This is a genomic window from Paraburkholderia tropica, from assembly GCF_014171495.1.
In the GTDB taxonomy this organism is placed as follows: Bacteria; Pseudomonadota; Gammaproteobacteria; order Burkholderiales; family Burkholderiaceae; genus Paraburkholderia; species Paraburkholderia tropica.
Genome location: NZ_CP049135.1, coordinates 1,078,822 through 1,096,942, shown reverse-complemented (window position 1 = coordinate 1,096,942; position 18,121 = coordinate 1,078,822). Strand labels below are relative to the sequence as shown.

Here is an 18,121-nt window from a genome sequence, read left to right as displayed (position 1 = left end):
CTGGAGACGACGATGACCGGGTTCACCCCTTCCGCGCAGGCCTTCATCGACGCACGCGATCTGCTGCAGCGTCACCGCACCGACTACGCGCGCGCTTACGCGGAATTCGCGTGGCCGAAGCTCGACACCTTCAACTGGGCGCTCGATTACTTCGACGTGATCGCGCGCGGCAACGCGAATCCGGCGCTCTGGATCGTCGACGATCTCGCAAGCGGCGGCACGCAGTATTCGTATGCGCAGATGGCCGAACGCTCGGCGCGCGTGGCGAATTTCCTGCGCGAGCAGGGCGTGGGACGCGGCGATCGTCTGTTGCTGATGCTGCCGAACCGCGTCGAACTCTGGGACGTCATGCTCGCGGCGATGAAGCTCGGCGCCGTGGTGTTGCCCGCCACCACACAGCTCTCGCCCGACGACGTGCGCGAGCGCGTGGAGGCGGGCGGCGCGCAATACGTCGTGGTCGATGCGGCGGAACTCGCGAAGTTCGACACGCTGGACGCGAACGTGAAGCGCATCGCGGTGGGCGCGCCGGACGTCGGCGCGCCGTGGATCGATCTGTCGCGCGCCTATGAGGCCAGCGCCGCGTTCGTGCCCGACGGCCCGACGCGCGCGAGCGATCCGATGCTGCTCTATTTCACGTCCGGCACGACCTCGAAGCCGAAGCTCGTCGAGCACACGCATCAGAGCTATCCGGTCGGCCATCTGTCGACGATGTACTGGATCGGCCTCGTGCCCGGCGACGTGCACTGGAACATCAGCTCGCCAGGCTGGGCCAAACACGCGTGGAGCTGCTTCTTCGCGCCGTGGAATGCGCAGGCCTGCGTGTTCGTCTACAACTACGCGCGCTTCGTGCCGAAAGAGACGCTCAACGCGATCGTGCAATGCGGCGTGACCACGCTGTGCGCGCCGCCGACCGTGTGGCGCATGCTCGTTCAGGAGCCGCTCGCGAGCTATCCGGTGAAGCTGCGGGAGATCGTCGGGGCGGGCGAGCCGCTCAATCCCGAGATCATCGAGCGCGTGCGTCACGCCTGGAACATCACGATCCGCGACGGCTACGGCCAGACCGAAACCACCTGCCAGATCGGCAATTCGCCGGGCCAGCCCGTGGTGGCCGGCTCGATGGGGCGGCCACTGCCGGGCTATCGCGTCGAACTCGTCGATCCCGACGATCAGCCCGTGAACGAAGGCGAAATCGCGCTGCCGCTCGGGCCGGATTCGACGCTGCGTCCGCTCGGCCTGATGACCGGCTACGCGAACAACGCGACGGCGAGCGAGTACGCCATGCGCAACGGTTACTACCACACGTCCGACGTGGCGATGCGCGCCGAAAACGGCTACTACGTCTACGTCGGTCGCGCCGACGACGTGTTCAAATCGTCCGATTACCGGCTCAGTCCGTTCGAGCTCGAAAGCGTGCTGATCGAGCACGAAGCGATTGCCGAAGCGGCCGTCGTGCCGAGCCCCGACGAACTGCGTCTCTCGGTGCCGAAGGCGTTCGTGATCGTGCGTCAGGGCTACGAGATCGGCCCCGATCTCGCGCGCGAAGTGTTCCGTTTTTCGCGCGAGAAACTCGCACCGTACAAGCGCATTCGCCGGCTGCAATTCAGCGATTTGCCGAAGACGATTTCGGGCAAGATCCGCCGCGTCGAATTGCGTCGCCGCGAGATGGATCGCACGCCCGACACCGCGCGCCAGCCCGACGAATACTGGGAAGAGGATTTCCCCGAACTGCGCGGTTAGGTCCGCGCCTGCACGGAGTCACGCCATGATCGAATTCGAATACGTGCACGAGGGCGCGGTTGCGCTCGTCACGCTTACGCGCGCGCCCGCGAACGCCTTCACCGTCGATGGCTTGCGTCAGCTTCAGCAGGTCATTGAAGCGTTCGACCGCGAGGCGCAGGTGCGCGCCATCGTCATCACCGGCAGCGGGCCGAAGTTTTTCAGCGCGGGCGCCGATCTGAACGCTTTCGCCGATGGCGACCGCGAAGTCGCGCGCACGGCGGCCACGGCGTTCGGAGCGGCCTTCGAAACGCTGCAAAACGCGCGCGCGGTGACCATCGCGGCGATCAACGGCTATGCGATGGGCGGCGGGCTCGAATGCGCGCTGGCGTGCGATATCCGCGTGGCAGAAGAACAGGCGCAACTCGCGCTGCCCGAGCCCGCCGTGGGTTTGCTGCCGTGCGGATGCGGCACGCAGACGCTGCCCTGGCTCGTCGGCGACGGCTGGGCCAAGCGCATCATTCTCACGGGCGAGCGCGTGGATGCGGCCACGGCGCTGCGCATCGGTCTCGTCGAAGAAGTCGTGCCGCAGGGCGGCGCGCGCGAGGCCGCGCTCGCGATGGCGGCGCGCGTCGCCGGGCTGAGTCCGCACGCGGTCACGTCGAGCAAGGCGCTGATCCATCAGGCGCGCAACGGCGTGCCGCGCGGCGCGGCGCTGGCGGTCGAGCGCGAGCGTTTCGTCGATCTGTTCGATTCGCCCAATCAGCGCGAGGGCGTGAACGCCTTTCTCGAGAAGCGCAAACCGCGCTGGCACAGTGAAATGGAGAGTTAAGTCATGAATGCACGTCCGGAAGCCGTGCGGCACGCAGCGGTGGGAACGTCCGCGCAAACGGAAGCCCTATCGCCTGAACAAAGCGAGGTACTGGTTCGCGTGGTCAATCGCGTCGCGATCGTCACGCTCAATCGTCCGGCCGCGCTCAACGCGCTTTCGCATGCGATGGTGCGCGAGCTGGCCGTGCTGCTCGAACGCGTGCGTCACGATCCCGAGGTCGTCGCGCTCGTGCTCGAAGGCGCGGGTCCGAAGGGCTTTTGCGCGGGCGGCGACGTGCGCGCGATCGACCGGCTCGCACGCGCGGGCGAGCGGCTCGGCGAACAGGGCTGGCAGCAGTTTTTCGTCGACGAATACCGGCTCGATTACGCGCTGCATACCTTCGACAAACCGGTCGTCGCGCTGCTCGACGGCGTGACGATGGGCGGCGGCATGGGGCTCGGTCAGGCGGCGTCGCTGCGCGTGGCGACCACGCGTACGAAGATCGCGATGCCGGAGACGCGCATCGGCCTGTTGCCCGACGTGGGCGCGACGCATTTTCTCGCTCGCATGCCCGCGCACATGGAGCTGTATGTGGGGCTCACCGGCGCGCTGCTCAATGGCGCCGACGCGCTGCATCTGCATCTCGCCGATGTCTGCGTGCCGGGCGACTGGCTCGACGGCTACGAGGCGCGGCTCGCGCAGGTGTCGTTCGACGGCGGCGTGTACGACGGGCTGCGGCAGGTGTTCGAGACGTCAGGTCACGACGCGATTGCGAGTCCGCTCGCCGCGCGGGAGCCGCTGATCGCGCGGCATTTCGACCGGCAGGCGCGCGTTGGCGAGATCGTCGCTTCGCTGCGGGCCGATCTCGAAGGCGCGCCGCCCGGTGACGCACGCGCCTGGCTCGAAGCCACGCTCGACGCGCTCACGCACTATTCGCCGACGATGCTCGAAGTCACGCGCGAGGCGCTGCTGCGAGGCCGTCATGCGACGCTCGCGGAGAGCTTTCGCATGGAGCTGGGCATCGTCGTGCGCGCGATCGAGGAGGGCGACTTCTGCGAGGGCGTGCGCGCGCATCTCGTCGACAAGGACCGCACGCCGCACTGGTCGCCCGCGACGCTCGCCGACTTGCGCGAGCCGCGCGTGCAGCATTTTCTCGCCTCGCCGTGGCGCGCGGAGGATCATCCGCTGGCGGATCTGGGCGCGTGATTGCGACACCATGAAAAACGCCCGCCGTGCGCAAGGCACGGCGGGCGTTCTTGTCTGAGCGCGGCGCGCTTACACGCTCGCTGCGTTCACAGATAGCTGCAGCAGTAATCGAGCGTTTCGACCACGTCGATGTCGAAGCGGCTCTTGCCCGGCACCGAGAACGATTCGCCCGCCGCGTACGTCTTCCATTCGTCGCTGCCGTCCAGACGGATGCGGCACTTGCCGGCTTGCACTTCCATCAGCTCGGGCGCGTCGGTGCCGAAGTTCAGCTGGCCAGGCAGGATCACGCCGAGCGTCTTGCGCGTGCCGTCCGCGAACAGCACCGTGTGCGAGACGCACTTGCCGTCGAAGTACACGTTGGCCTTGCGGATTACGGAAACCTGGTCGAATTGCGTTGCTGCCGTCATGGCGGTCTTCCTCTGAGTCGTCGTGAATGAATGCGTGGGCGCCTCGCCGCGCAGGGCGGCGCGCGAAGCGCGGCCCGCCATCATACCGGCTCCCGGCGCGTCCTGACATGGCCGCCCGGTCAGCGCCGAACGGTCGCCTGCCACTCATCTTCGCCATGAATTCCGGCCTGCGCGTGCCGCGCGCCTTGCCATCGCCGACGATCCCCAACGCCCTCGCCGCTGAATATTCGGTAATCAGTGTTTACAGAAAAATAACATGTCATTACAATTGCGACGGCAAATGAGAATCATACGCATTTGCAAATAACATAAATTACAGGGGCCGGGAAGTGCTGCGTGGCGCGTGACGCCTGGTGCTATCCCGTCTCCGCCTTCGATCAAGCCGCTCACCATGTCCGCTCACTTCCCGAGTCGGATGCGCACTGTCGCGTCCGTCGCAGCCCTCTATTGCTCCGGATTTTTCGCCGCGACCGCCGCGCATGCGCAAGCTGCGCCGGCCGTGGCCGCATCCAGCGCCGCCACCACCACGACGCCCACGACGCCCACGCCGAACGCCGCCGACGCCATGCTGCCCGCCGTCAAGGTCAGCTCCTCGGCGCCTTCGGAGATGCAGACGAAGTCGCTTTCGTCGTACAAGTTCACCTCGCCGCTCATCGACACGCCGCGCTCGATCACGGTGATTCCGGAAGAAGTGCTCAAGCAGAAGAACGTCTCGACGTTCCAGGACGCGCTGCGCACGGTGCCGGGCATCACCTTCCTCGGCGGCGACGCGGCGGCGAATCCGTCGGCGGACCGTCCGGTGATTCGCGGCTTCGAGTCGCGCAACTCGATCTTCGTCGACGGCATGCGCGACTCGGGCGTGCAGAACCGCGAGACCTTCGACGTGGAGAACATCAGCGTCGTGAAGGGCCCGGATTCGGTGTACGCGGGGCGCGGTTCGGTGGGCGGCAGCATCGACATCACGACCAAGACGCCGCAGGCCGACAGCTTCATCAACGGCAGCATCGGACTCGGCACGGACAGCTATCGCCGCGCGACCATCGACTGGAACCAGCAGCTCAACGACACCACCGCGTTCCGCCTGAACGCGATGGGCCACGACGCCGACCAGGCGGGCCGCACCAACGTCTACAGCAAGCGCTGGGGCGTGGCGCCGTCGATCGCGTTCGGCCTGAACTCGCCGACCACGGTCACGGTGAGCTACTACCACCTGAGCAGCTACGACATGCCCGACTTCAGCGTGCCGTTCCGCTCGACGGGCGGCACGCCGGTGCCGAGCAACCGCAGCCAGTTCTACGGCCTGAATTCGCGCGACTATCGCTACGGCCAGACCGACACGGGTGAAGTGAAGGTCGAGCACCGCATCAACGACGCGTGGAAGATCCACAACACGACGATGTTCGGCCGCTCGACGCTCGACTATCTCGCGACCAATCCGCAGATCTCCAGCACGAATCCGAACCTGCTGAGCCTGCAGGCCAAGAGCGGCAAGTACGCGACCAACAGCGTGTCGAACCAGACCGAGGCGAACGGCAAGTTCGATCTTTACGGCATGCGCCACACGCTCACGGCGGGCGTGGAGTTCAGCCACGAGCAGGATCTCTACGAGGGCTATCTCGTCACCGATTCGAAGGGCAACAACATCCGCTCGGGCGGCCCGTGCTCGGTGGCGTACAACTGCACGCCGCTCGGCAGCTGGAACCCGAACAATCCGTGGACCGGCAGCGTGCTGCTCAACGGCGACAAGAGCTTCCCCGGCCCGGCGACGCATACGCAGACCAACACCGCCTCGGCGTATCTGTTCGACAGCGTGCAACTGTCGCAGCGCTGGATCTTCAACGCGGGCGTGCGCTTCGACCGTTACGACGTGACGGCCGAGCAAGCGGGCGTGGCGAATCTGAACAACACGTCGAACCTGTTCAGCTATCAGTTCGGCCTCGTCTTCAAGCCGATCGACACGGTGAGCCTGTACGCGTCGTACGGCACGTCGGCGAATCCGCCGGGCGCGAACTCGGGGCTGGGCGGCGGCACCGACCAGCTCACGGCGACCAATCAGGATCTCGCGCCGGAGCGTTCGCGCAATATCGAAGTGGGCGCGAAGTGGGACGTGCTCGACCGCCGTCTGTCGCTGACGACCGCGCTGTTCCAGACCGACAAGACCAACGCGCGCGTGAGCGACGGCCTGGGCGGCACGATCAACGCCGGTTCGCAGCGCGTGCGCGGCTTCGAATTCGGCTTCGCGGGCAACGTGACGGAAAAGTGGGCCGTGTTCGGCGGCTATTCGTATCTCGACGCGATCACGACCAACGCGGGTCCGACGAGCCCGGCGCTCTCCGGCCTGCCGATGGTGATGGTGCCCAAGCACAACTTCACGCTGTGGACGAGCTACGACGTGCTGCCGAAGCTGAACATCGGCGCGGGCGCGACGGTGTCGAGCCTGACGTATGCATCGGTGTCGGCGACCTCGCGCAAGTGGACGCCGGGCTACGCGCGTTTCGACGCGTCGGCGACGTGGCGCGTCTCGAAGAAGGTCGACTTGCAGCTCAACGTGAACAACATCTTCGACAAGAAGTACTACCAGAGCGCGTATCCGATCTACGCGACCTGGGCGCCGGGCCGCTCGGCGATGGTCACGCTGAACTTCTATCAGTGATGCGTGGACGCAAGGTGTAAACGGAAAAGGGGCGCTGCGAGCGCCCCTTTTTTTGCGTGTGCGTCATGCACGTGCGTTAAGTGCGACGCGCGCGCTTACTCCGCCGTCACCGTCACCGACGCTTCGGACGTCAGCATCATGAACGTGAAGCTTTCCTGCAGATACAGCTTCACGCTCTTGTCGTCGTGCGAGGCATAGCCGATCGACACGTCCTGACCCAGATGCAGCGCGAAGTCGCCGCCGCGCGTACTGAGAATGCTGCCGCCTTCGATCGCCGGCGCCCAGATGATCTCGCCGTTCACGAGGCGGCGGATGTGTTCGAGAATCGGATAGCCCTGATCGCTCGCCTCGCTCACGGCCGTGTAGGCGTCCGAGCCGAGCAGCACCGCGTACGGGCCGTCCACGCCCTGCAGGCGCAGTTGTTCGAGCGCCTTGGCGATGACCGTCGGGTAATCGGCGATGTCGGCGGGCATCGGCAGCAGCGGGTTCGACGTGCCTTCGCGAATGCCCGTGATCTGCGCGGCCTTGTAGCCGTCGAAGATCGCGCGGTCTTCGGCGAACGCGAGGCGCGTGGCCGCGTCTTTCGCCGGTTGCCAGTCGGAGTCTTCCGCGCCGCGCTCGACGTCGTCGATGGCTTCGCGCGAGAGTTCGAACGGCACGCGCAGTTCGACGATCGCCTTCACTTCGCGCTGGCGCGCGCGGATGCCGTCGAGCGGCGCTTCGATGCCGTTCTGATGGCCGGTGCCGACCGCGGCGAGCGCGGCGCCGCCGGGGCCGTTCACGTCCACGACGCGGCGGCCCGCCAGCGAGCGCTTGAAGGTGCGCGCGACTTCTTCTTCGATCTGCGACCACGCGGCCGTGGAAATGGGCGCCAGCTCGCGATGGAGGTTATTCATACCGGGGAGCTCCTTTGAGTGATCCGATGGCGAGCGAGCCGTCCGCGTTCGCGGCGGCCGTCTCGGTTTGCGTGTCCGGCGCTGAGGCGTCCGGCGTGTCGATGGTGGCGGCCGCGCCCGGTTCGTGGTCGGCGAGCGCTTCGAGCAGCGGCTGCGACGGCACGAAGAACAGCCCGCCGGTCACGGCGCGGCTGAAGTCGAGCAGGCGGTCGTAGTTGCCTGGCGGCAAACCGACGAACATGTTTTCCAGCATCTGCTCGATGGGCGCGGGCGAGCGCGCGTAGCCGATGAAATACGTGCCGAACTCGCCCGAGCCCGGCCGGCCGAACGGCATGTTGTCGCGCAGGATCTTGATCTCGTTGCCGTCGGCGTCGTCGAGCGTGGTCAGCGAGCTGTGCGACCAGCTCGGCTTCACGTCTTCGTCGAGTTCGATGTCCTGCAGCTTGGTGCGCCCGATGATGTGTTCCTGCGCTTCCACGGGCAGCGCGTTCCAGCCCTTCATGTCGTGCAGGTACTTCTGCACCAGCACGTAGCTGCCGCCGCAGAAGTCGGGGTCTTCGTTTTCGCCGATCACGGTGAAATGGACCGCTTCGTTGCCGGTCGGATTCTCGGTGCCGTCGACGAAACCGATCATCGCGCGCATGTCGAAGTTGCGGAAGCCGTGCACTTCGTCCTCGGTCGTGACCGCGCCGTCGAGCTTCTTCATGAGCTGCGTGGCGAGTTCGAAGCAGAGGTCGGTTTCGTCGGCGCGAATGTGCAGCAGGATGTCGCCCGGCGTGGCGACGGCCACGCGCTCGCCCTTGCCGAATTCGCGGAACGGGTGCAATTCGGCGGGACGCGGCTCGCCGAACAGCGTGTCCCATGCGTCGGACGAAAAGCCGACCACGCACGAGAGGTTGCCGGCGGGCACGCGTTTGCCGACGGCGCGCACGAGATTGCCGACGTCCGCGCACCAGGCGCGCACGGCGGCGCGGCTGGCGGCATCCTCGTTGACGGACAGGACGATGAAAAACGCGCTGCGGGTGACGGCGCTGGAGACGGACTGCGGTTCCTGCGTGAGTGAGGCCGGCGTCATGGTGTGGGGTTTCGCTCGTGAAGTCGGATGCGGATACGGCACCGCGCACGCCGCGGCGGCGCGCGGGCGGGAAGCTTTCGGTTCCCTGCCGGGCGCGCGTGGGGAGCGTGGGGGCCAGTGCCGCATAGTGTAATCAAACTCGCGGAAACAGGCGGTTTGCAGGTAAAAGGCGCGCGTGCGACGATAGCCCTGTCCTGTCCGCGGAGAGATCAGTCATGTGGGACCACACCGAACATGAAGGCTTCGAAATCTGGGTGTTGCCGATTCCGGCATTCGGGCCGCGTTCGCCCGAGCCGCTGTTTCACTACAGCGGCTATATCTGCCGGCACGGCGCGGATGCGCATCTGGACGGGCGCAGCGTGCGCTTTCACGATCTGATGCGCAATTACGTCGGGCCCGATGCGGCGCTCGACGCCGCGTACGCCGACGCGCGCTCGCGCATCGACCGCTTCCACGCCAGCGGCAGTTGGGCCGAGTCGCTGGCCCAGCCGGGCGCGTAGCGATCGCGTCGGCCGCCGCGAACGCCTGTGCCGGCAGGGCCGGGCGCAGCCGTCAGGCGGTGCGTGGAATCGCCGCGCTCAATCAGCGGCCGCCGGAAACGACCAGCATGACCGGTCGCCCTTCGCAGCCTTCGCTGCCCGGCATCGTCATGACGCGCCAGCCGGGCGGCTCGCCCGGCGCGGCCAGGTCGGGGCGGCGGACCTGGTCGCTGCCGTCGTTGTCGCGATCCACGTAGGTCGTCAGCACGTTGAACGGCCAGGACGCGCGGCGCAGCCGTTCGTGCACGAGCGAGCCCACCCAGATCGGCGTGTCGGCGGACGCGAGCGCATAGCCGGTCGGCCAGAAGCGCAGCACGTCGCGGCGGCTGCCGGGCCGTTGCGGATCGTCGGGCAGATGCAGGCGCGCGAACACCAGCGGCGACGGCTGGCCGTTGTTCAGCTTCGGCAGCAGCGGCAGCGAGAGCGCGTCGACGTTCGGCGCGACCAGCGAGAGCACGCTCTTGACCGAAAACTGCGTGCCTTCGCTCCAGCCCGCGTCGCGCAGCGCGTGGCTCAGGTCGGCGGCGCTGGCGGCCCACTGGAGCGTCATCGGCTCGCGCCGCTCGCCTTTCATGTCCACGCGGTAGCACGCGAAGGTGCGCCAGAGCGTGTCGGTCCACGCGAGCTGGCTGACGACGACCGGCGGTTCTTCGTCGCGCGATTCGACGGCCGCCACGTGCCCGGCCGCGCCGCGTTGCAGCACGAATGCCAGCACCAGCACCGCGAGCACGATCGACGGCATCACGTTGCGCTCGGGCGGACGCTGCGGATAGCGCCACAGCGAGAGCAGCACGACCGCCGCGACCCAGATCGAGGCGAAGGCCGCGCCGCCGATTGCGTCGGAGAACAGGAAGCGGTCGAAATAAAGGCCAGCGAAGGTCACCGACACCACGATCGCATTGCCGAGCGTCGCCACGATGGCGGCCTGCGGCATGTTCGCGCGCCGCACGAGCAGGAACATCATGAAGCCGTAGACGATCACCATCGACGCCACGCGGTCGCTCGGGAACACGTATGCGCCCACGTGCGCCGCCGCGCCCACGTCGTGATGGATCAGGATGCGCAGTACGAGGATGAGCGCCTGCGAGACGCCCGCGGCCAGCATCCAGTACGCGATGGTGCGCCAGCGCCGTTCGAGCGCCATCCACGCCGTCACGGTCACGACCAGCAGGGCGAGCGTGAGATTGCTGCCGAGCGTTTCGACGCGCGCGAGCACGTCGTCGGCCCAGGTCGTGTGGATCGAATGCAGAAAGAGGCGCACCGACTGGTCGATCTGCACGAGCGGATCGCCGCGCAGCAGGTTGCTCAGCACGTACGAGAACACGGCGGCGCACAGCGGCACCAGCGCCGTCACCACCAGCACGGCGCCGAGCGCGGGCTGCCTGGGGTCGAGCAGGCGCGCGATGCGCCGCGCCGCGTGGCTTTCGCCGTGCCGCTGGGCCCACTGCGCCGCGCCGCGCCGCGAGGCGCCCGCCCACTGGTCCAGATGCGCGAGCAGCACGTGCGTGAAGCGCCAGATCAGCCAGAACGCGAGCGCGATCATCGCCAGCGCGACCACGAGCCGGAACGACACCGCGCCCGCCAGTTGCAGCGACGCGCCGAACACCACGCCCGGCAGGATATGCGCGGGCGCCCAGACGAGCGCGGAAATCACGTTCATCACGAAAAAGCGCATCGGCGTCATGCCCGCCATGCCCGCGACGATGGGCACCACGGCGCGCAGCGGTCCGACGAAGCGCGCGAGGATCACGCTGCGCGTGCCGTGGCGCGCGAAGTAGGCTTCGGCTTTTTCGAGGATGGCGGGATGCCGGCTGAACGGCCAGACCTTGACGATGGAGTCGCAATAACGGCGGCCGATCCAGAAGCTCAGCGCGTCGCCGGCCACCGCGCCCACGATCGCGCAGACGAACAGCCAGCCGAGATTGAGCGCGCCCGTGCCCGCGAAGGCGCCCGCGATGAACATCGCCGTGCTGCCCGGAAAGAACGTGCCGATGAGGGCGAGCGATTCGAGGAACGCGGCGAACACGACGAACGCGAGCGTCCAGCCGGGATACTCGGCGAGCAGGTGCAGCAACTGGACGTAGGCGTGCTCCATCGACGCGGGTTGGGTGCCTGGTTGGGAGCCGCGCGGGCCGGCGCGGCGGTGGATCGGCGCGGGGCGCGGCGCGCGGCGTCACCGGCGTACTGGTCGTCGTGAGCGAAGCGCGCGTCCCCATCCGCAATATAACCGGGGTCGGATTTGCGCGCGCGGTGCTGCACCGCTACGGTTCCGGCGCGCCGCCGGGTTGCGCCCGCCGTGACGCCGCCGCGCCCATGAAAAAACGCCCCGCGGCGCGCGCGAGGCGCGCGGCGCGGGGCGTTCAGCACGTGTTGCGCTTTCCGCGCGTCCGGCTTGCGTCAGTGCTTGACCGCTTCCATCGGCAGCAGGCCGGTCTGGCCGTAGAACTCCTGGGCCGCGAACGCTTCGCGCTCCTTGCGGGCGCGCGCGCTGTTATCGAGGCGCGAGACCGTCCAGATGCCGATGAACGCGAGCGGCACCGACACGAGCGCCGGGTTGTCGAGCATGACGAGCGCGTGGGCGTGATGCAGCACGTCGACCCACACCGACTTCGAGAACAGCGTGAGCAGCACCGAAGCCGCAAGGCCGAGCGCGCCGCCCGCCACCGCACCGCGCGTGGTCATGCCGCGCCAGAAGATCGACATCACCAGCACCGGGAAGTTGGCGCTGGCCGCGACCGCCGCCACCAAACCGACGAGAAACGCCACGTTCGCATGCTCGAACAGGATGCCGAGCGCGATTGCGATCACGCTGAGCGTGAGCGTCGCCACGCGCGAGATGCGCATTTCGCGGCGTTCGTCCTTGCGTCCGCGCGCGAGCCAGCTTGCGTACAGATCGTGCGAGACCGTGGTCGCGCCCGAGAGCGTGAGGCCCGCCACCACGGCGAGGATCGTCGCGAACGTGACCGCCGCGATGAAGCCGTAGAACAGATTGCCGCCCACCGCCTGGGCGAGCTTCACGGCCACCATGTTCGAGCCGCCCAGCAGGTCGCTCGTCAGATTGAAGTGGCCGCCGGCGTCGAGGCGGAAGAACTCCGGATGCTGCGCGAGCAGCGCGATCGCCGAAAAGCCGATCACGAACGTGAGCAGATAAAAATAGCCGATGAAACCCGTCGCATAGAACACCGACTTGCGCGCTTCCTTCGCGTTCGGCACCGTGAAAAAGCGCATCAGGATGTGCGGGAAGCCCGCCGTGCCGAACATCAGCGCGATGCCGAGCGAGAGCGCGTTGAGCGGGTCGCGGATCAGCTTGCCGGGCGCCATGATGCTGAGCGCGCCCGGATGCACGTTCACGGCCTGGCGGAACATCTCGTTCGGGCTGAAGCCGAATTGCGCGAGCGCGAGAATCGCCATGAGCGTCGCGCCGCACAGCAGCAGCGCGGCCTTGATGAGTTGCACCCACGTGGTCGCGGTCATGCCGCCGAAGAACACGTAGATCACCATCAGCGCGCCCACCACGATTTCGGCGATCCAGTAGTCGAGGCCGAACAGCAGTTCGATCAGCTTGCCCGCGCCCACCATCTGCACGACCAGGTAGAAGATCACCACGACGAGCGAATTGGCCGAGGTCATCATGCGGATCGGGCCTTGCGCGAAGCGATAGGCGACGACGTCGGCGAAGGTGAATTTGCCGAGATTGCGCAGCGGTTCGGCGATCAGGAACATCACGAACGGCCAGCCGACGAGGAAGCCGATCGAATAGATCAGGCCGTCGAAGCCGAAGATGAACACCATGCCCGAGAGGCCGAGAAACGAGGCCGCCGACATGTAATCGCCGGCGATGGCGAGGCCGTTCTGGAAGCCGGTGATGCCGCCGCCGCCGGTGTAGAAGTCGCGCGTGGTGCGCGTGCGGCGCGCGGCCCATTGCGTGATGCCGAGCGTGACGAGCACGAACAGCAGGAACATGCCGATCGCCACCGGATTGTGCTGATGCGGCGGCATGGGCGCGGCCGGGCCGGCGGGCACGTTGGCGTGCGCGAGCACGGAGGCCGTGGCGAGCGCGAGCGCGGCGAATGAACGAAGCGGGCGCGTCATGCCGTCACCTCGTGTTGCAGCCGGGCGATGAGCGCGCGCATGGCCGGGTCGAAGCGGCGATTGGCGCGCAGCACGTAGAAACCGGTCAGCGCGATCGCGCCGAGGATGATGCCCACGCCGACCAGAATGCCGACGCTCGTGGTCGCGCCCGCATACAGCGGATGCGCGAGCTGATGCGGCGCGAGCGCGACGATCAGGATGAAGCCGTAATACAGGGCGATCATGAGCGCGGTGAGCGAGAAGCTGAAGCGGCGTCGTGCCGCGACGAGCTGCCGGTACTCGGGATGCGCCTTGATCGTGTCGATCGAGGATGAGGCCATAGGTGTCTCCTTGCCAGTGCCGCCGGATAGGCGACGGACGAACGGGGCCGGGCCACCTTCACGGGGTTGCCTGACGCTTTCTCCGACGGGAACGCTGTTGTTGTGTCTTTGAATGCGCCGCGCCGCTGGAGAGCGGGGCGGCGCGCGCGCTATTTATTCGCGTCTTGTGGGTGCTGCGTGTTTCAGGTTTTGTGCTTCGGGTTTCGCGCTTTATGCGAGCGTGTTCACGAGTTCCGGCACGGCCGTGAACAGATCGCCGACGAGACCGTAATCGGCTACGGTGAAAATCGGCGCTTCTTCATCCTTGTTGATCGCGACGATCACCTTCGAATCTTTCATGCCCGCGAGATGTTGAATCGCGCCTGAAATGCCGATGGCGACGTAAAGCTGCGGCGCGACGATCTTGCCGGTTTGACCGACCTGATAATCGTTCGGCACGTAGCCTGCGTCCACCGCCGCGCGCGATGCGCCGAGTGCTGCGTTGAGTTTGTCCGCGAGCGGTTCAAGCACTTTGGTGTAGTTTTCGCCGCTGCCCAGACCGCGTCCGCCTGACACGATAATCTTTGCGCTGGTGAGTTCGGGACGATCGAGTTTCGTGACTTCGCGATTGACGAATTGCGCTTTGCCGTTGTCCGCTGCCGCTTCGATTTTTTCTACCGATACGTTGCCGCCTTCCGCAGCGACCGCGTCGAATGCCGTGGTGCGAACGGTGATGACCTTCACCGGATCAGCCGATTGCACCGTCGCAATCGCATTGCCAGCGTAAATCGGACGCTCGAACGTATCGGCGTTTTCAACCGCAGTGATATCGCTGATCTGCGCAACGTCGAGCTTGGCGGCAATACGCGGCGTAACGTTTTTACCGCTTGCAGTAGCAGGCGCGAGAATATGCGAATAGTTCTTCGCAATTGAAAGCACCGTCGCTTCAACGTTTTCCGCGAGACCTTGTTCGAGTTGCGGCGCATCGGCGAGCAGCACCTTAGAAACGCCGACGATTTTCGCCGCTGCATCCGCAGCCGCTTGCGCGTTGTGGCCAGCAATCAGCACATGCACATCGCCGCCAATTTTCTGCGCCGCTGCAATCGTGTTCAATGTTGCGGCTTTAATCGACTGATTGTCGTGTTCTGCAATTACCAGGTTCGTCATTTTCGATTCGCTCCTCACAGCACCTTGGCTTCGGTCTTCAGCTTTTCGACCAGCGTTTTCACGTCAGGCACTTTCACGCCTGCGCTGCGCTTGGGCGGTTCCGAAACTTTCAGCGTCTTCAAACGCGGAGCGACATCCACGCCGAGATCTTCCGGCGTGATCGTTTCGAGCGGCTTCTTCTTCGCCTTCATGATGTTGGGAAGCGTGACGTAGCGCGGCTCGTTCAAACGCAAATCCGTCGTCACGACAGCGGGCAATGTCAACGCCAAGGTTTCCGCGCCGCCATCGACTTCACGCGCCACCGTCGCCTTGCCATCCGCAACCGTGATTTTCGAAGCAAACGTCGCTTGCGGCAGATCCGCCAAAGCGGCAAGCATCTGACCGGTCTGATTCGAATCGTCGTCGATGGCTTGCTTGCCGAGAATTACCAGCGAAGGCTGCTCTTTATCGACGAGCGCTTTCAAAAGCTTCGCCACCGCCAGCGGCTGCAATTCCTCATTCGATTCGATCAACACAGCACGATCCGCGCCAATCGCCAGTGCCGTGCGCAGCGTTTCCTGCGCTTGCGAAACGCCCGCCGAAACCGCAATCACTTCCGTCGCGATGCCCGCTTCTTTCAAGCGCACCGCTTCTTCAACCGCGATTTCATCGAACGGATTCATCGACATCTTGACGTTCGCGATATCCACGCCCGTGCCGTCCGACTTCACACGAACCTTCACGTTGTAATCGACCACGCGTTTGACGGGTACGAGAATCTTCACAGCACTCCTCCTGTTCCAACGGGTTTATTCAAGCGGGCTCAAATGACGCCCTTGTCCTTCAATTGCGCGAGTTGTTCGTCGCTATAGCCGAGCGACGCGAGCACGTCGCGCGTGCCTTCGCCGAGTTGCGGCGGGGCGCGGCGCACGGGCATGCGTTCGCCGTCGAAGCGCCACGGCGGCGCGAGCACCGGCGTCGTGCCGCTTTCAGTGTCCGGATGCGGCTGCTGCGTCACGAGTCCCGCATCGGTCGCGCGCTTCGAGAGCAGCGCTTCGCGCAGGCCCGCGACTTCGCCGCACGGAATGCCCGCGCCCGCGAGCCGTTCGAGCAGCAGCTTGCGCCCGCGGCTGGCGAGTTCGCGTTCGAGTTCGGGCACGAGCGTCGCGCGGTTCTGCGAACGCAGGATGTTGGTTTTGTAGCGCGCGTCGTCGGCGATGTCGGGGCGCTCGATCACTTCGCGCGCGAAGCGTTCGAACTGCGCGTTATTGCCGACCGTGATGACGAGCGGACCATCGGCGGCATCGAATACGCCATACGGTACGATCGACGGATGCGCGTTGCCGTAGCGCGGCGGATCTTCGCCCATCACGAGCGCTTCGAGGCCGTAGTACGCAGTGATCATCAGCCCGCAATCGAACAGCGCCATTTCGATGTGACGCCCGCGACCGCTGCGCTCGCGTTCGTAGAGCGCGGCGAGCATCGCCTGCGCCGAATACATGCCGGTGAACAGATCGACCGCCGCGACACCGAACTTCAGCGGCGGCTGGTCCGCCTCGCCGTTCAGCGCCATCAGGCCCGCTTCGCCCTGCACGACGAGGTCGTAACCGGGACGCTTCGCTTCGGGACCGGTGCGGTCGTAGCCGGAAATCGAGCAATAGATGAGGCGCGGATTAATCGCGCGCAATTGCTCGTAGCCGAGCCCGAGTTTCTCCGCGCCGCCGAACTTGAAGTTCTGGATAAAGACGTCGCTGGTCTTCGCGAGTTCGCGCACGATCTCCTGCGCTTCGGGCGTTTGCAGATCGAGCGTAAGCGAACGCTTGTTGCGGTTCACGCTGTTGAAGTAAGCGGTCTCGGTCTTGCCGATGCGCACGCCCCAGTCGCGCGTGTCGTCGCCGCGGTCGGGATGTTCGATCTTGATGACTTCCGCGCCGAGGTCGCCGAGCACCATCGCGCTCCACGGACCCGCGAGCACGCGCGACAGATCGAGGGCGCGCACGCCCGAAAGCGGCAGGCCGGTGTTGTGAGTCTGCATCAGCAGGCACTCCTGGTTCGTTGTTGAGGGAAGGCCGCGCGTCGCTGTCGCGTCTGTTGCATCGCGCCCGCCTTTCCGTCGCCGGGTTGGAGCTGGGGCGCGACGATCAGGCCGCTGCGCGCGACAGCGCGATATAACGCGCGAGATGATGATCCTCGTCGCCGAGCTGGTGATCGATCATCACGAGACGCTTGGCGTAATGCGCAAGCGGCAACTCCCACGTCATGCCGATGCCGCCGTGCAACTGGATCGCTTCTTCGGCCACGCGCGCGCCAATGCGCCCGATCGTGACCTTCGCCGCCGACAGCGCGCGCTCGCGTTCGACGCGCGCCGCGCCGATGGCCGCCGCCGCGTTGATCACCGACGAACGCGCCTGCTCGATTTCGAGCAGCAGATCGGCCATGCGATGCTGCAGCGCCTGAAAGCTGCCGAGCGGCGCGCCGAACTGCTTGCGCGTACGCAGATATTCGAGCGTGTGATCGCGCGCCACGTCCATCGCGCCCACGGCTTCCGATGCCAGCGCGACGAGGCCGTAACCGCTCGCCTGTTCGAGCGTGGCGAAGCCCGCGCCTGTCACGCCCACGAGCGCGTCGGCGCCCAGTTGCACGTTATCGAGCGTGACTTCGGCCGCGCGTCCGCCGTCGAGCTTGCGATAGCCGCGCACGCGCACGCCTTGCGCGTCGCGCGGCACGAGAAAGAGCGAAATGCCCGCTTCGTCGAATTCCGCGCCCGACGTGCGCGCCGAGACGAGCAGCACGTCGGCGTGCTCCGCGTGCTGCACGACGCCTTTCGCGCCTTGCAGCAGCCAGCCGTCGCCGCGCTTTTCCGCCCGCGTGCTCACGCGCGCCGCTTCGTAGTGCGAGCCCGGCTCGTCGTGCGCGAAGGCCGCGATCTGCGAGCCGTCGATCAACGATGCGATGCGCGCGCGCTGCGCCTCGTTGCCCGCGTGCGCGAGCGCACGGCCGACGATCAGCGTGTCGAGGAACGGTTCGACCACGAGACCGCGCCCGAGCGATTCGAACACGACCGCGACGTCGAAACCCTGGCCGCCGAAGCCGCCGTCCGCTTCGTCGAACAGCGCGCCGATCACGCCGAGTTCGGCGAAGCGCTGCCACATCGGCGCGCTGAAGCCTTCAGGCGAGCGCGCGATTTTATCGCGGCTCTCGAAACCGTATTGCTCCGCGATGAAGCGATTGAGCGTATCCGCAAGCATGCGGCGGTCTTCGGTGTGCTGGAAGTTCATAGC

The 18,121-nt window shown here is 66.3% G+C and carries 15 protein-coding genes; 5 read left to right on the top strand and 10 right to left on the bottom strand.

Translation table 11 applies throughout. From position 1 onward, the window contains the following. Positions 1–12 precede the first annotated feature (12 nt). From G5S35_RS19690 to G5S35_RS19680, 3 genes are read left to right on the top strand one after another with little or no spacing between them, the layout of a single operon-like run. On the top strand, positions 13–1,737 hold the full coding sequence (locus G5S35_RS19690) for an AMP-binding protein (RefSeq protein ID WP_183038885.1): 1,725 nt from the start codon (positions 13–15) through the stop codon (positions 1,735–1,737). A 25-nt stretch (positions 1,738–1,762) separates the two neighbouring features. Then, complete coding sequence (locus tag G5S35_RS19685; RefSeq protein ID WP_183038884.1) at positions 1,763–2,548, top strand: enoyl-CoA hydratase; 786 nt, start codon at positions 1,763–1,765, stop codon at positions 2,546–2,548. Between the two features lie 3 nt (positions 2,549–2,551). Continuing rightward, positions 2,552–3,733 (top strand): enoyl-CoA hydratase/isomerase family protein, encoded by a 1,182-nt coding sequence (locus tag G5S35_RS19680; RefSeq protein WP_183038883.1) that lies wholly within the window; start codon positions 2,552–2,554, stop codon positions 3,731–3,733. 86 nt (positions 3,734–3,819) lie between these two features. Here G5S35_RS19680 and ppnP read toward each other — a convergent pair whose 3' ends face one another. Continuing rightward, positions 3,820–4,140, bottom strand: a complete 321-nt coding sequence (ppnP, locus tag G5S35_RS19675) for a pyrimidine/purine nucleoside phosphorylase (RefSeq protein WP_065057737.1) — start codon at positions 4,138–4,140, stop codon at positions 3,820–3,822. Between the two features lie 391 nt (positions 4,141–4,531). Between ppnP and G5S35_RS19670 the strand changes: the two genes are divergently transcribed. After that, a complete protein-coding gene (locus G5S35_RS19670; RefSeq protein ID WP_183038882.1) occupies positions 4,532–6,793 on the top strand; it encodes a TonB-dependent receptor in 2,262 nt (753 codons plus the stop codon). Between the two features lie 95 nt (positions 6,794–6,888). Here the strand turns inward: G5S35_RS19670 and G5S35_RS19665 are convergent, their stop codons facing one another. Further along, a complete protein-coding gene (locus G5S35_RS19665) occupies positions 6,889–7,689 on the bottom strand; it encodes a family 1 encapsulin nanocompartment shell protein (protein WP_065057709.1) in 801 nt (266 codons plus the stop codon). After that, on the bottom strand, positions 7,682–8,764 hold the full coding sequence (locus G5S35_RS19660) for a Dyp-type peroxidase (RefSeq protein ID WP_065057710.1): 1,083 nt from the start codon (positions 8,762–8,764) through the stop codon (positions 7,682–7,684). Before G5S35_RS19660 ends, G5S35_RS19665 begins: the two co-directional genes overlap by 8 nt. Positions 8,765–8,979: 215 nt before the next feature. On the opposite strand from G5S35_RS19660, the gene G5S35_RS19655 reads away from it, so the two are divergent. After that, on the top strand, positions 8,980–9,264 hold the full coding sequence (locus tag G5S35_RS19655) for a hypothetical protein (protein ID WP_065057711.1): 285 nt from the start codon (positions 8,980–8,982) through the stop codon (positions 9,262–9,264). A gap of 82 nt (positions 9,265–9,346) precedes the next feature. Here the strand turns inward: G5S35_RS19655 and G5S35_RS19650 are convergent, their stop codons facing one another. From G5S35_RS19650 to G5S35_RS19620, 7 genes are all read right to left on the bottom strand, one after another. Then, on the bottom strand, positions 9,347–11,398 hold the full coding sequence (locus tag G5S35_RS19650) for a VTT domain-containing protein (protein ID WP_074981338.1): 2,052 nt from the start codon (positions 11,396–11,398) through the stop codon (positions 9,347–9,349). Between the two features lie 302 nt (positions 11,399–11,700). Continuing rightward, entirely contained in the window at positions 11,701–13,395 is a 1,695-nt protein-coding gene (locus G5S35_RS19645) for a cation acetate symporter (RefSeq protein ID WP_065057713.1), read from the bottom strand. Next, entirely contained in the window at positions 13,392–13,715 is a 324-nt protein-coding gene (locus G5S35_RS19640) for a DUF485 domain-containing protein (RefSeq protein ID WP_065057714.1), read from the bottom strand. The genes G5S35_RS19645 and G5S35_RS19640 overlap by 4 nt, the downstream gene beginning before the upstream one ends. 210 nt (positions 13,716–13,925) lie before the next feature. Then, positions 13,926–14,861 (bottom strand): electron transfer flavoprotein subunit alpha/FixB family protein, encoded by a 936-nt coding sequence (locus G5S35_RS19635; RefSeq protein WP_183038881.1) that lies wholly within the window; start codon positions 14,859–14,861, stop codon positions 13,926–13,928. 14 nt (positions 14,862–14,875) lie between these two features. Then, positions 14,876–15,625 carry an electron transfer flavoprotein subunit beta/FixA family protein gene (locus G5S35_RS19630; protein ID WP_183038880.1) on the bottom strand — a complete coding sequence of 250 codons (750 nt, stop codon included), beginning with the start codon at positions 15,623–15,625 and terminating at the stop codon, positions 14,876–14,878. A 38-nt stretch (positions 15,626–15,663) separates the two neighbouring features. Beyond that, positions 15,664–16,875 carry a CaiB/BaiF CoA transferase family protein gene (locus tag G5S35_RS19625; protein WP_183038879.1) on the bottom strand — a complete coding sequence of 404 codons (1,212 nt, stop codon included), beginning with the start codon at positions 16,873–16,875 and terminating at the stop codon, positions 15,664–15,666. A 106-nt stretch (positions 16,876–16,981) separates the two neighbouring features. Beyond that, a complete protein-coding gene (locus G5S35_RS19620) occupies positions 16,982–18,118 on the bottom strand; it encodes an acyl-CoA dehydrogenase family protein (RefSeq protein ID WP_183038878.1) in 1,137 nt (378 codons plus the stop codon). Positions 18,119–18,121: the final 3 nt, after the last annotated feature.